At 65.6% G+C, this 12,278-nt stretch carries 12 protein-coding genes; 5 read left to right on the top strand and 7 right to left on the bottom strand.

Going from position 1 to position 12,278, the window contains the following annotated elements; genetic code table 11:
* Positions 1 to 82: 82 nt before the first annotated feature.
* The 4 genes from CIT40_RS08950 to CIT40_RS08935 all read right to left on the bottom strand — a co-directional run bounded on the left by CIT40_RS08950 (position 83) and on the right by CIT40_RS08935 (position 2,486).
* Positions 83 to 274 (bottom strand): hypothetical protein, encoded by a 192-nt coding sequence (locus tag CIT40_RS08950; protein WP_094892102.1) that lies wholly within the window; start codon positions 272 to 274, stop codon positions 83 to 85.
* A gap of 104 nt (positions 275 to 378) precedes the next feature.
* Entirely contained in the window at positions 379 to 1,287 is a 909-nt protein-coding gene (locus CIT40_RS08945; protein ID WP_094892101.1) for a S49 family peptidase, read from the bottom strand.
* 214 nt (positions 1,288 to 1,501) lie between these two features.
* Positions 1,502 to 2,266 carry a tRNA1(Val) (adenine(37)-N6)-methyltransferase gene (locus CIT40_RS08940; RefSeq protein WP_094892100.1) on the bottom strand — a complete coding sequence of 255 codons (765 nt, stop codon included), beginning with the start codon at positions 2,264 to 2,266 and terminating at the stop codon, positions 1,502 to 1,504.
* On the bottom strand, positions 2,259 to 2,486 hold the full coding sequence (locus CIT40_RS08935; RefSeq protein ID WP_094892099.1) for a putative signal transducing protein: 228 nt from the start codon (positions 2,484 to 2,486) through the stop codon (positions 2,259 to 2,261). The genes CIT40_RS08940 and CIT40_RS08935 overlap by 8 nt, the downstream gene beginning before the upstream one ends.
* 135 nt (positions 2,487 to 2,621) lie before the next feature.
* Here CIT40_RS08935 and CIT40_RS08930 point away from each other — a divergent pair, with 135 nt between their 5' ends.
* The 5 genes from CIT40_RS08930 to CIT40_RS08910 all read left to right on the top strand — a co-directional run bounded on the left by CIT40_RS08930 (position 2,622) and on the right by CIT40_RS08910 (position 7,356).
* Positions 2,622 to 3,629 (top strand): polyprenyl synthetase family protein, encoded by a 1,008-nt coding sequence (locus tag CIT40_RS08930; RefSeq protein WP_094892382.1) that lies wholly within the window; start codon positions 2,622 to 2,624, stop codon positions 3,627 to 3,629.
* Between the two features lie 386 nt (positions 3,630 to 4,015).
* The gene (locus CIT40_RS08925; protein ID WP_094892098.1) at positions 4,016 to 4,531 is read left to right on the top strand and encodes a winged helix-turn-helix transcriptional regulator; all 516 of its coding nucleotides are present in this window, start codon (positions 4,016 to 4,018) and stop codon (positions 4,529 to 4,531) included.
* Between the two features lies 1 nt (position 4,532).
* Positions 4,533 to 5,795 (top strand): beta-ketoacyl-ACP synthase II, encoded by a 1,263-nt coding sequence (gene fabF, locus CIT40_RS08920; RefSeq protein ID WP_094892097.1) that lies wholly within the window; start codon positions 4,533 to 4,535, stop codon positions 5,793 to 5,795.
* A gap of 60 nt (positions 5,796 to 5,855) precedes the next feature.
* The gene (locus tag CIT40_RS08915; RefSeq protein ID WP_094892096.1) at positions 5,856 to 6,488 is read left to right on the top strand and encodes a LysE family translocator; all 633 of its coding nucleotides are present in this window, start codon (positions 5,856 to 5,858) and stop codon (positions 6,486 to 6,488) included.
* Positions 6,481 to 7,356 (top strand): alpha/beta fold hydrolase, encoded by an 876-nt coding sequence (locus CIT40_RS08910; RefSeq protein ID WP_094892095.1) that lies wholly within the window; start codon positions 6,481 to 6,483, stop codon positions 7,354 to 7,356. The genes CIT40_RS08915 and CIT40_RS08910 overlap by 8 nt, the downstream gene beginning before the upstream one ends.
* A gap of 212 nt (positions 7,357 to 7,568) precedes the next feature.
* Here CIT40_RS08910 and CIT40_RS08905 read toward each other — a convergent pair whose 3' ends face one another.
* The 3 genes from CIT40_RS08905 to CIT40_RS08895 form a co-directional block, all read right to left on the bottom strand.
* Complete coding sequence (locus CIT40_RS08905; RefSeq protein ID WP_162307415.1) at positions 7,569 to 8,453, bottom strand: 4-(cytidine 5'-diphospho)-2-C-methyl-D-erythritol kinase; 885 nt, start codon at positions 8,451 to 8,453, stop codon at positions 7,569 to 7,571.
* Positions 8,454 to 8,481: 28 nt separating this feature from the next.
* A complete protein-coding gene (locus CIT40_RS08900; protein ID WP_094892093.1) occupies positions 8,482 to 10,278 on the bottom strand; it encodes a tetratricopeptide repeat protein in 1,797 nt (598 codons plus the stop codon).
* 294 nt (positions 10,279 to 10,572) lie between these two features.
* On the bottom strand, positions 10,573 to 12,234 hold the full coding sequence (locus CIT40_RS08895; protein ID WP_094892092.1) for an electron transfer flavoprotein-ubiquinone oxidoreductase: 1,662 nt from the start codon (positions 12,232 to 12,234) through the stop codon (positions 10,573 to 10,575).
* Positions 12,235 to 12,278 lie beyond the last annotated feature (44 nt).

The following is a 12,278-nucleotide window of genomic DNA, read 5'->3' as shown; positions in this document are numbered from 1 at the left end:
CCACGTCTGTTGCTGTCGAGGAGATGGTGGGCACGGCGCAGGAGCGCCTTTGCCCACCCTACGGCAGCGGTGTGCGGAGCGCCTAACCGGGCCGATACGCTCCGGTCACGGGGTCACGCTTCAGCGTCTGGATGTCCCCCATATGAGCGGCCTCGGCGACGCGCGACAGGCGCATCTCGTCCAGCTCCTGGTTGATCCTCACAGCGGTCTTGTAGGCCCAGCGGACCACGGCAAGCCCACCCAGCACGCCCGCAAATGCAACGAACGGCGGCATCGGTCGATCCTCGTTGAGTGCTCAGCCCCCGTGCACATTGTTGCGCAACCGGGGCTGCGCCGCAATTGGCTCGGGCTGGACCAAATGGCGCGGCAGGGCTCGGCCTAAAACCCGAATTTCGCCCAGATCGCCCGTGTCTCGACCGCCGAGATCAGCTCATCCGGCAGGCCGGCCATTGATTCCATGGCCGAAAGCTGGCCGGCACCGGCCGGTTTGCGTCCCAAAAGGCCGGACAACAGCCCGCTCGGCTGCGCGATCACGGGGGTGAGAACCTTCTCGCCATAGCGGGCACGAAGAGTTGAGCGGAGATCGCCGATGCTGTCGGCAAGCCCGAGTGCGACCGACGTATCGCCGGCCCAGTACTCGCCGGTGAACAGGGTGTCGTCGGCCGCCTTCAATCGTGAACCGCGGCTTTCCTTCACCAGCGAAATGAAGATCTGGTGGATCTCGCGCTGGATCGCCTTGAGCTTGGCGACGTCCTCCGGATTCTCCGGCAGGAAAGGATCCAGCATCGCCTTATGCTCTCCAGCGGTATAGAGCCGCCGCTCGATGCCGAGCCGCTTGATCGCCTCCTGAAAACCAAAGCTGCCGCCGACCACGCCGATCGAGCCGAGGATCGAGGAGGGATCGCAGATGATCTCGTCGCCGGCGCAGGCGATCATGTAGCCGCCGGAGGCCGCGACGTCCTCGACGAACACCAGCACAGGCAACTTCTTCTCCGCCGCGAGCTGCTTGATGCGCAGGTAGATCTGGCGCGACTGCACCGGCGAGCCACCGGGCGAGTTGATCACCAGCGCCACCGCCTTGGCGTGCCGATACGAGAACGCGCGCTCCAGCACCTTGGCGACGCCAGCGAGCGTCATGCCCGGGCGCAGCGGCGTCACCGCGCCGATCACCCCGGAGAGCCGCACCACCGGCACGACGGCCGAGCCGGGCCGGAAACGCGCCGGCAGATATTGCATGAGCTTGTCGGCCAGGCCGGAACTCTCACGATCGTTCAATTGTTCGGCCATGCCGTTACCTCTGATTAACCATTTTTTATCACGCGACTGTCATTGGAAGTGCCTGGAACGTGTTTTGCAGATTTCCCGTTGGGAGGCTGCAATGAGCCAGCGGAGAACACCATGAAAATCTATCTGCTGATGCTGCTGATCGGTGCGCTGTTCATGGCGATCCGCCTGACGTCTCCGCAAGAGCAGCGGCCGGAATCGCTTCCGCAGTAAGCCGTCACGGTTCCACCAGCGGCAGGGCCGCTCTCCCCTCCAGAATCTCAATCACCTCTTTTTTGGATACGCCTTGCTCGTCGTTGAGCATGAGGCCCGGCAGCAGTCGCGTCGGAGCCCGGCTGCCTTTGACCGCACGCACCAGCACGCGGATCGCGGGCCGCCCCGCCTCGCCGTGAACCGGCAGGATCGCGAGGCCGCCGAAGCCGCGTGACAGCGCCGCCAGGACCTCGGCGATTCCATCTGCGCGCCAGATCAGGGTCAGCACACCATTCGATCGGAGGATGCGCCGCGCTGCATGCACCCAGGCATGTAGAGTCTCCTCCTTCGCCACATGCGCGGTGTGACGCCCCTGGTCCGGCGAGCCGCGATGCCGGGCGGGGTCGTTGAACGGCGGATTCATCAGCACGACGTCGACGCTATCGGGCGACAGCCCGTTTGCCGCAAATGCCGGGGCCTCGGCCGTGACATCGAGCACGATGATCTCGGCGGCAAGCGCATTCGCGGCGGCATTGGCGCGCGCGAGCTCGGCCAGCTCCGGATCGATCTCGACCAGGCTCAGCCCGATACGAGGGACGCGCCGTGCCAGCGCCAGCCCGGCCGTGCCGATGCCGGCGCCGAAATCGACCACGCGGTCCCCGGGGCGGGCCTCGGTCGCCGCCGCAAGCAGGATGGCGTCGTGCCCGGCTCTGTGGCCGCTGCGCTTCTGCCTCAGGCGCAACTGCCCGCCGAGAAAGGCGTCCTCGGTAATATGCGCGGCCTCACTCATCGCAGCGCAGTTCATGACTGAGGCCGGCTTCGATGAGGAGCGCCCGCGCCTCCTGGGCGTCCTCCTCATGAACCAGGATCCGCCGCGGCAAAATGCCCAGCGAGCCCTCGATGATGCTCATGTTCTGGTCCAGCACCAGATGATGGATATTGGCGCCGTCGAGCAGCGCGCCGATCGCCGACACCAGCACTATATCGTTGGTCCGAACCAGTTCACGCAAAACGCAGGTTTCCTTGCCTGAAAGGGGGCAAAAGCGGCAAATGTCAATGATTCCGCGGGCCTTGCCGCATCCGCCGCCAGTTTCTATTGTCTTTCCGTCAGAATAGCCCCTCCGGGGCAAATATTGGAGACCGGCGTGGCCGTCATCGTACCTTTCGAAACTCCCGGCGCGTCGATCGAAGAGCTGGTTGCCCTTGTCGCCCCTGACATGGAGCGCGTCAACGCCACGATCCTGTCGCGGACCGGTTCGGACGTGACCATGATCCCGGAAGTCGCCAACCACCTCATCTCCTCCGGCGGCAAGCGGCTCCGGCCGATGCTGACGCTCGCCATGGCCAACCTCGCCGGCTACAGCGGCGACGGCCATATCAAGCTCGCCGCGTCCGTCGAGTTCATGCATACCGCCACGCTGCTGCACGACGACGTCGTCGACGAGAGCGAGCTGCGGCGCGGCAAGCTGTCGGCCCGGATGCTCTGGGGCAACGAGGCGAGCGTGCTGGTCGGCGACTTCCTGCTCGGCCAGGCCTTCCGCATGATGGTCGAGGTCGGCTCGCTCCGTGCGCTCGACATCCTCTCCGCGGCCGCCGCCACCATCGCCGAGGGCGAGGTGATGCAACTCGCCGCCGCCAAGAACACCGCGACCACCGAGGACGAATATCTCGCCGTGATCCGCGGCAAGACCGCCGAGCTGTTCGCAGCCGCCTGCGAGGTCGGTCCCGTCATCGCCAACCGCCCGAAGGCCGAGCAGACCGCCTGCCGCTCGGTCGGCATGAATCTCGGCATCGCCTTTCAGCTCGTCGACGACGTGCTGGACTATGGCGGCAAGAGCGCCAAGCTCGGCAAGAACACCGGCGACGATTTCCGCGAGGGCAAGATCACGCTGCCCGTGGTGCTCGCCTTCCGCCGCGGCAACGATACCGAGCGCGCGTTCTGGATCAAGGCGCTGGAGCGCGGCGAGATCGGCGATAGCGACCTCGACCACGCCATCGGCCTGATGAACAAGCACCGCGCGCTTGAGGATACGCTGAGCCGCGCCCAGCACTACGGCGCCATGGCGGTGGATGCGCTGGCGCTGTTCCCCTCCTCGCCGATGAAGAGCGCGCTGGAGCAGGTGGTGGCGTTCTGTCTGGCGCGGTCGCATTAGGCCCTGCGTCTAGGCACAAGTACTCGCGACACCATCGGTATCGTCCCGGCGAACGCCGGGACGACAGCCGTGATTTTGGTCCCGACTGTCTCCAGCTCGTCATTGCGGGCGTAACGACGCAATCCAGACTCCCTCCGCGGAAACAGCCTGGATTGCTTCGCTCCGCTCGCAATGACGGAGCAAGATACAACAGCGCCAGTCCCTCTCATGTCCCGGACACGCTGCAGCGTGAAACGCTGCTGCGCGTCCGGGGCACGAGAGTGCTATCCGGCGCCATACCGTCCTCCCCATTCGCCCAGCCGGCGTATTCTTATCGCATCCTCCACTCGCTCCGGTCACAGCTTGGGTTACTTGCTTTTTGCAAGTCACTAGTTTACTTTCCCGTCATGCAGCCGAAATCCCCTTCGATCCTGGAATGCCCGGTCGGCCGCGCGGTGGAAACGGTCGGCGAATGGTGGAGCATCCTGATCCTGCGGGATGCGTTTCAGGGTGCGACGAAGTTCGACGAGTTCTCGCAAAGCCTCGGGATCGCACCCAACATCCTGTCGCGTCGGCTCGCCCATCTCACCGCATCAGGCATGTTCGTGCGCCGCCGCTATCAGGAGCGGCCGCCGCGTTACGAATATGTTCTGACCGACAAGGCGCGCGATTTCTTCCCGGTGATCGCTACGCTGCTCGCCTGGGGCAACAAGCATCTCGCGCCCAAGGGTGAATCCATCGTGCTGGCGAAGCGGAGCAGCGCTCGACCGTGTCATCCCGTCGTGGTCGATGCCGCCGACATGCAACCGATCACGCTCGCGAACACGGTCGCCATTCCCGGCCCCCGCGCCAGCAGCGGCATGCGCAAGCGGCTCGCTTCGCTCAAGGCCATGAACCCGGCCGTCGCGCCGGCTGGAGACTGACATGCGTCGTATCGTCGTAACAGGCATGGGAGCGGTGTCGCCGCTCGGCTGCGGTGTCGAAACCTCCTGGCTCCGGCTGCTCGCCGGCCACAGCGGACTGCGCCCCCTGCCCGAATGGGCGCAAGTTCTTCCGGCGCGCATTGCCGGACTCGTGCCCGACAAGACCGACGATGCAGAGGGCGGCTTCGACCCTGCACAGGCAGCTCCAACAAAAGACCAGCGCAAGATGGATCGCTTCATCCTGTTCGCGCTGCTTGCGGCCGCCGAGGCGATCGCACAGGCCAAATGGACGCCGCAGGACGCCGCCGCGCTGGAGCGCACCGCGACGATCATCGCCTCCGGCGTCGGCGGTTTCCCGGCGATGGCGGAGGCGGTGCGCATTACCGAGCAGCGCGGCGTGCGCCGGCTCTCGCCGTTCACGATACCCTCGTTTCTCGCCAACCTCGCCGCCGGCCACGTCTCGATCAAATACGGCTACAAGGGCGCACTGGGAACGCCGGTCACGGCGTGCGCCGCCGGCGTCCAGGCGATCGGCGATGCCGCGCGCATGATCCGTGCGGGCGAAGTCGACATCGCGATCTGCGGCGGTGCGGAGGCCTGCATCGACATCGTCAGCCTCGGCGGCTTTGCGGCGGCGCGCGCATTGTCGAGCGGTTTCAACGAAGAGCCCGCACGGGCCTCGCGCCCGTTCGATCGGGACCGCGACGGCTTCGTGATGGGCGAAGGCGCCGGCATTCTCGTGATCGAGGAGCTCGAACATACACTCGCGCGCGGCGCCACGCCGATCGCGGAAGTGATCGGATACGGCACGACGGCCGACGCCTACCACATGACATCAGGTCCGCCCGACGGCGACGGCGCGCGCCGCGCGATGGAGATCGCGCTCCGGCAGGCGAGCCTGGCGCCCGCGGATTTGCAACACCTGAACGCCCATGCGACTTCGACGCCGGCCGGCGACGAGAGCGAACTCGGCGCCATCGCCGCGCTGTTCGGCCGCAACCGCGGCATCGCCGTCAGCGCGACCAAATCGGCCACCGGCCATCTGCTCGGCGCCGCCGGCGGCCTCGAGGCGATCTTCACCGTGCTCGCTTTGCGCGACCAGATCGCGCCGCCGACGCTCAACCTCGAAAACCCCGATGCGGGCGCTGAAGGCATCGACATCATCGCCGGCAGTGCGCGGCCGATGCCGATGCAACACGCGATCTCCAACGGTTTCGGCTTCGGCGGGGTAAATGCCAGCGTGATCTTCCGCCGCATGGATTGAACGACGGGCCCCTCGCGCCAGAAGACTTGCAATCGCGGCGCGCTGCGCTACGAGAAAAGGATGATCGAAACCAATTTCTGGCTATTCCTCGCCGCGGCCTGTCTCATCGCCGCCGTTCCGGGCCCCGGCATCTTCTACGTCGCGGCACGGACCTTGTCGGAAGGACGCGTCAGCGGTTTCGCATCGACCGCGGGCACGGCGTTGGGCGGGCTGGTTCATGTCACCGCCGGCAGCCTCGGCATCTCCGCAATCATCCTCGCCAGCGCCGAATTGTTCGGCGCCGTCAAATTCGTCGGCGCGCTCTATCTGGTCTGGCTCGGCATCAAGACTTTTCGTGGGGCTGGCCGCGAACTGTCGCTGGAAAGCGAGCCGGCCGGTGACACGCGCGCGTTCCGCGACGGCGTGCTGGTCGAGGCGCTGAACCCGAAGACCGCCGCGTTCTTCCTCGCCTTCATTCCGCAATTCCTCGATCCCGCGGGATCGAACCCCACGCTGCAATTCATCATGTTGGGTGCGATCTCGGTGGCATTGAACACGCTCGCCGATATCGTCGTGGTGCTGATGGCGTCCGCAACACGCGCGCAGCTGATTGGGCGGCCGCACCTGATGCGGCGTCTCACGCAGGGCTCCGGCGTCTTCATCGCGGGCCTCGGCCTGTCGCTGGCACTGGTGCGGCGGCCCGCGAATGGATAGCGCTCCGCAAAGCCGGTTTTACGAGTCGCACGGACTGCGGCTGCATTACGCCGATTGGGGCAATGAAAGCGCGCCGCCTCTGATCCTGGTCCATGGCGGCCGCGACCACTGCCGGAGCTGGGACGTCATCGCCCAATCGCTGCAGCCGCATTTTCACGTGGTCGCGCCCGATTTGCGCGGCCACGGCGATTCCGAATGGACTCGCGGCGGCAGCTATGCCTTGACCGAATATGTCTACGATCTCACCCAGCTCCTCCGCACCATCGCAGCGCCCGAGGTCACGCTGATCGGCCATTCCATGGGCGGCATGGTGAGCCTGATCTTCTCGGGCGCATTCCCCGAGCAGGTCTCGAAGCTGGTCGTGCTCGACGGCGTGACCATGCTGCCGGACACGCCGAAGCCGCTGGCGCATGAGCGCATGGGCAAATGGGTGACCCAGCTCGACAAGCTGCACGACCGCACGCCGCGCCGCTATGCGACCCTCGATGAGGCGGCTGCACAGATGATGCTGCACAACAAGCGCCTGTCCCGCGACCTCGCGCTGCATCTCGCCACGCACGGCGCGCGGCAGAACGAGGACGGCACCTATAGCTGGAAGTTCGATCCCTATCAGCGCGTCTCGGCGCCGCACCGGCTCTGGCCGGACGATCACGTCGCGCTGTGGTCGCGCATCACCTGCCCGACGCTGCTGCTCAACGCCGGCGAAAGCTTTCTCGCCGGTGCCAGAGCAGCGGGGCTTGAGCGTTATTTCCAGAACGCGCGCATCGAGACCATCTCAGGCGCGGGGCACTGGCTGCAGCACGACAAGCCGCAGGAGGTACTGGGTGAGATCCGGCGGTTCTTGGGGCTCGACGAAGAAAGCTGCTAGCCTCGCTGCAGTAGCCCGCATGAGCACAGCGACATGCGGGACGCCACAAGCAAGAATCCCGGATATCGCTTCGCTCATCCGGGCTACGGCGCTGCCGTAGGGTGGGCAAAGCGAAGCGTGCCAACGCACCTGTCGCCGTATCGGAAAGATCGTGGGCACGGCGCTTCGCACCTTTGCTCACCCTACGGCAGCATCTTTGGTGAAATGCCTGGCTAGCTCAACGTCGCCGCATGCACCCACCAGCCGGGATGGTCGCGCCGGATCTTTTCGGCCGCGGCATGCGTATCGGCGGGCGAGCCGTAGATCGCAAAGCACGTCGCGCCCGAGCCGGACATGCGGGCGAGCTTGACGCCGGCGGAACCACGCAAGGCCTCCAGCACCTCGCCGATCACGGGCTCGATGCGCAGCGCGGGCTCTTCGAGATCGTTGGCGACGGTTTCGAGAACCTCGACCCAATCGGCGATCGACCCGCCCTCCTCCGGCCAGGCCGGAGCTCGGAGGACCGAGGTGGCGCCGACCAGGAGCTCGCCGTTGCGCAGGCCCAGCTCCTGGAAAACATCCTTGGTGGCCACAGGCACGCGCGGATTGACCATCACGCATGGCATGCTCGGCAGGGCGAGCGGCAGTAGCTGCTCGCCGACGCCGGTCATGTCGCAGGCGCGCGAGAACAGGCACACCGGCACGTCGGCGCCGGTCGCGAGCGCGACCTTCTGCAGGCGCGGATCGTCGAGCGCCAGATTGTTGAGACGCGCCAGGAGCCGCAGCGCCGCCGCGGCATCGGCCGAGCCGCCGCCGATGCCGGCGGCAACCGGCAGCACCTTGTCGAGCGCGAAGGCGCCGAGCTTCAGGTTCGGCACCGCGTCAGTCAGAAGCTTGGCCGCCTTGAAAACGAGATTGTCCGCGGTATCGCCGCAAGCCGCGGCAAGCGGTCCGGTGGTGGTGAGCTTCAGCTCGCCGCCCGGCTCCAAGGTGAGCCGATCGGCGCAGTCTGCAAACGCGACCACACTTTCGAGATCATGATAGCCGTCGGCACGACGGCCGACGACGCGAAGGCTGAGATTGACCTTCGCCCGTCCTTCTTCAATCAACGCCGGCATCGGCGACACGCCCCCAACTTCACTCAGACTAGCCGCCCTTGCCGTCATCCTTTTTCTTCTCGGCCTGCGCTGCAGAGGAGTTCGAATTGTCGTCGGCCAGACCATTGGCGATCTTGGCCTCGATCTTCGGCAGCTCTTCCGGCTCCGGCTTGAGATCGCGCGCGTGCGCCCACTGGAATTTGGCTTCCAGCGTGCGGCCGACCCGCCAATAGGCGTCGCCGAGATGGTCGTTGATGGTCGGATCCTCGGGCTTGAGGTCGATGGCGCGCTCGAGGTTCTTCACCGCTTCTTCGTAGTTGCCGATGCGATAATAGGCCCAGCCGAGGGAGTCGACGATGTAGCCGTCGTCGGGACGCTGCTCGACGGCGCGCTTGATCATCTTCATGCCGTCATCGAGGTTGATCCCCTGGTCGATCCAGGAATAGCCGAGATAGTTGAGGACGTGCGGCTGGTCGGGCTGGAGCTCGAGCGCCTTCTTCATGTCGGCCTCGGCCTTGGCCCACTGCTTGGAGCGCTCCTCGCAGATACCGCGGTAATAGTACCAGACGCTGTTGGCCTTATCGTTTCCCGGTGTCAGCGCGTCGATGCCTTGCGAATAGGTCGCGCCGCAGTCGCCGAATTTCTTGCGGCCGCGCTCGATGTTGCCGAGCGCCATGATCGCTTCGAGGTCCTTGGCATCCTCCGATGTGACGCCCTTGAGGATCTTGATCGCCTCGTCGGTGCGGTCGGCGGAATCCAGATCGATGGCAAGCTGGATCTGCGCGTTGCGCTTGAGCGGCGAGTTCGCCGGCACGCGCTCATAGACCTTGATCGCCATCTGCGGCCGCTTCACCGACTCGTAGAGATCGGCGAGCGAGAGCAGCGCCAGCGGATGGGTCGGCTGGAGGTAGAGCGCGAGCTGGAGATAGACCAGCGCCAGGTCCTCGCCGCCGCGGCGGGTCAGCGTGGCGCCGATGCCGTAGAGCGCTTCGGCGGCGCCGGCCTGGGCGGAATCGACCAGCGGCGGCATTTTCTTGCCGGCCTTGGTCTCGCGCAGGCCTTCCTGGATCAGCGGATGGCGCGCGAGCTTCTTGTCGAAGGCCTGGTAGACGGTGGTCGCGGCGGCGGAATCCTTGTTGCGGGACAGCCAGCGTGCGTAGGCCTCGGTCACGCGCAACATGGAATCGTCGAGCTTGTAGGCGCGCTCGAAGCGGGTGCCGGCGTCCTTCTCCTTGCCCGCGAGCTCGAGGATCATGCCGGCGTGGAGGTCCTTGAACAGCGGGTACCATTCGGGACCTGCCAGCTTGTCGATGGTGGCGACGCCGCCCTTGGCATCGCCGGCGCCGTAGGCGGCCCAGCCCGACAGCAGCGTGGCGACAAGATCGGTGATCGGCCCACGGATCGACTGGTTGATGTTGGTCTGCGCCGCCGCGTACTTCTTCACCTTGAGATCATGCACGCCGACGACCAGGCGCGCGACGCGGTTGGTCTTGTCGATGGTGAGGACGCGCTCGGCGAGCTTGACCGCCTCCTCGATGTCGCCGTCGGCGACCGACGAGATGAAGGCGCGGTCGAGCAGCTCGTTGTTCTTGGGATCGGTGCGCAGGGCCGAACGATAGAACGCTGCAGCAGAGGCCGCGTCGCGCTCGACGCTGGCATGGCGGGCGGCGAGATAGCTGCCGGCACCGGTGAGCGACTTCAGATCGTTTCGGGTCGGAAACTGCGCTGCCGTGTTCTCCGGGTGATCCGGCGTCTGCGCCAGGACCCTGCCCGGGACGGTCGCGATCGCTGTGCCCATGAGGGCGATGGCGGCAACAGTCCAGCGGTTGAAACGATTTGAAAACATCAGGGCTCGCCTTGAGTTGGTAGTGCCTGGGTTTGCAGCAGAGGGCCGTATCGCATGCGAACGCGGCCGGTGGCATCGGGACCCGGAACCGTCGGGCCGACAATGCCGCTTTTGGCGCTCCGCCGCAAGGATTCGGGCCGGACGCCCCCCTCCGCAAGCCCTAAATCGGCCAGGAGCAGTCCCAAGACGCTGCCAGTATGGCCTTATCGTGGCCGCGACCGGTGGCCGCGGCCCCCTCCTCACGCGAACGTGCGCCGGATCACGTCGTGACCAATCCGCGAGCCGGCCCGCTCTTTACATCGCCTCGTAGTTCGGACCGCCGCCGCCCTCGGGGGGAACCCAGGTGATGTTGCCGTTGGGATCCTTTACGTCGCAGGTTTTGCAGTGGACGCAGTTCTGGGCGTTGATCTGGAAGCGTGGGCCCGTGCCCTCCTCGACCCATTCGTAGACGCCGGCCGGACAATAGCGATTCGAGGGACCGGCGAACACGTCATGCTCGGAGGTCTTTTGAAGGTTCATGTCGGTGACCTTTAGGTGGACCGGCTGATCCTCCTCATGATTGGTGTTGGACAGGAATACCGAGGACAGCTTGTCGAACGAGATCTTGCCGTCCGGCTTCGGGTAGTTCTTCGGCGCGTGGCTCTTGGCCGGATCGAGCGTGGCGCGATCGGGCTTGGCGTGCGCCTGGGTGCCGAACAGCGAGCCGCCGAACAGCGTGTTGCACCACATGTCGATGCCGCCGAGCGCGACGCCAAGCACCGTGCCGAACTTCGACCACAGCGGCTTGACGTTGCGGACCAGGAACAGATCCTTGCCGACCGATGACGATCGCCACGCATTCTCGTAGTCGACCAGTTCGTCATTGGCGCGATCAGCTGCCAGCGCCGCCGCGGTATGTTCAGCCGCGAGCATGCCGGTGCCCATCGCATTGTGCACGCCCTTGATGCGCGGCACGTTGACGAAGCCGGCCGCGCAGCCGATCAGCGCGCCGCCGGGGAAGCTCAGCTTCGGCACCGACTGGTAGCCGCCCTCGGTGATTGCGCGCGCGCCATAGGCGAGGCGCTTGGCGCCTTCAAAGGTGCCGCGGATCGAAGGATGGGTCTTGAAACGCTGGAATTCATCGAACGGCGACAAATAGGGATCGTCATAGTTCAGATGCACGACGAAGCCGACGGCGACGAGATTGTCGTCGTAGTGATAAAGGAACGAACCGCCGCCGGTCTTCAGATCGAGCGGCCAGCCGAAGGAATGCTGGATCATGCCCTTCTGGTGCTTGGCGGGATCGATCTGCCAGACTTCCTTGAGGCCGATGCCGAACTTCGCCGGCTCGCTCTTGGAGTCGAGCGCGAATTTGGCGATGAGCTGCTTGGTCAGGCTGCCGCGTGCGCCTTCGGCGAACAGCGTGTACTTGCCGAGCAACTCCATGCCACGCGTGAAGGAGTCCTTCGGCTTGCCGTCCCGGCCGATGCCCATGTCGCCGGTGGCAATGCCCTTGACGTTGCCCGCCTCGTCATAGAGCACCTCGGCCGCAGCGAAGCCCGGATAGATCTCGACGCCGAGCGCTTCGGCCTTGCGCGCGAGCCAACGGCAGACATTGCCGAGCGAGCCGATGTAGCAATGATGGTTGTCCATCAGCGGCGGCATCATGAAGCCCGGCAGCTTGATCGCGCCACCGGCCGTCATCCAGTAGAAGCGATCGTCCTTCACCTGGGTCTTCAGCGGGCAGTCGGAATCCTCGCGCCAGTCCGGCACGAGCTTGTCGAGCCCGACCGGATCGATCACCGCGCCGGAGAGAATGTGCGCACCGACCTCGGAGCCCTTCTCCACCACGACGACGTTGAGATCGGCATTGAGCTGCTTCAGCCGGATCGCGGCCGACAAGCCCGAGGGGCCGGCGCCGACGATGACGACGTCGAATTCCATGGATTCGCGCGGGGGAAGTTCTTCGGTGCTCATCTGATCTCAGCCCTTGAGACGGTTCCTTGGTCGTTTGCGCCCCC

Origin of the sequence: Bradyrhizobium amphicarpaeae (genome assembly GCF_002266435.3) — a bacterium.
Taxonomy (GTDB): Bacteria; Pseudomonadota; Alphaproteobacteria; order Rhizobiales; family Xanthobacteraceae; genus Bradyrhizobium; species Bradyrhizobium amphicarpaeae.
The sequence above is the reverse complement of the archived record's forward strand: the minus strand, read 5'-3'. Positions and strand labels throughout refer to the sequence as shown.

Excerpts from the sequence above, each read along its gene's own strand:
- CIT40_RS08950 (WP_094892102.1), bottom strand. The coding sequence starts at position 274 with ATGCCGCCGTTCGTTGCATTTGCGGGCGTGCTGGGTGGGCTTGCCGTG.
- CIT40_RS08945 (WP_094892101.1), bottom strand. The coding sequence starts at position 1,287 with ATGGCCGAACAATTGAACGATCGTGAGAGTTCCGGCCTGGCCGACAAG.
- CIT40_RS08940 (WP_094892100.1), bottom strand. The coding sequence starts at position 2,266 with ATGAGTGAGGCCGCGCATATTACCGAGGACGCCTTTCTCGGCGGGCAG.
- CIT40_RS08925 (WP_094892098.1), top strand. The coding sequence starts at position 4,016 with ATGCAGCCGAAATCCCCTTCGATCCTGGAATGCCCGGTCGGCCGCGCG.
- fabF (WP_094892097.1), top strand. The coding sequence starts at position 4,533 with ATGCGTCGTATCGTCGTAACAGGCATGGGAGCGGTGTCGCCGCTCGGC.
- CIT40_RS08915 (WP_094892096.1), top strand. The coding sequence starts at position 5,856 with ATGATCGAAACCAATTTCTGGCTATTCCTCGCCGCGGCCTGTCTCATC.
- CIT40_RS08910 (WP_094892095.1), top strand. The coding sequence starts at position 6,481 with ATGGATAGCGCTCCGCAAAGCCGGTTTTACGAGTCGCACGGACTGCGG.
- CIT40_RS08905 (WP_162307415.1), bottom strand. The coding sequence starts at position 8,453 with ATGCCGGCGTTGATTGAAGAAGGACGGGCGAAGGTCAATCTCAGCCTT.
- CIT40_RS08900 (WP_094892093.1), bottom strand. The coding sequence starts at position 10,278 with ATGTTTTCAAATCGTTTCAACCGCTGGACTGTTGCCGCCATCGCCCTC.
- CIT40_RS08895 (WP_094892092.1), bottom strand. The coding sequence starts at position 12,234 with ATGAGCACCGAAGAACTTCCCCCGCGCGAATCCATGGAATTCGACGTC.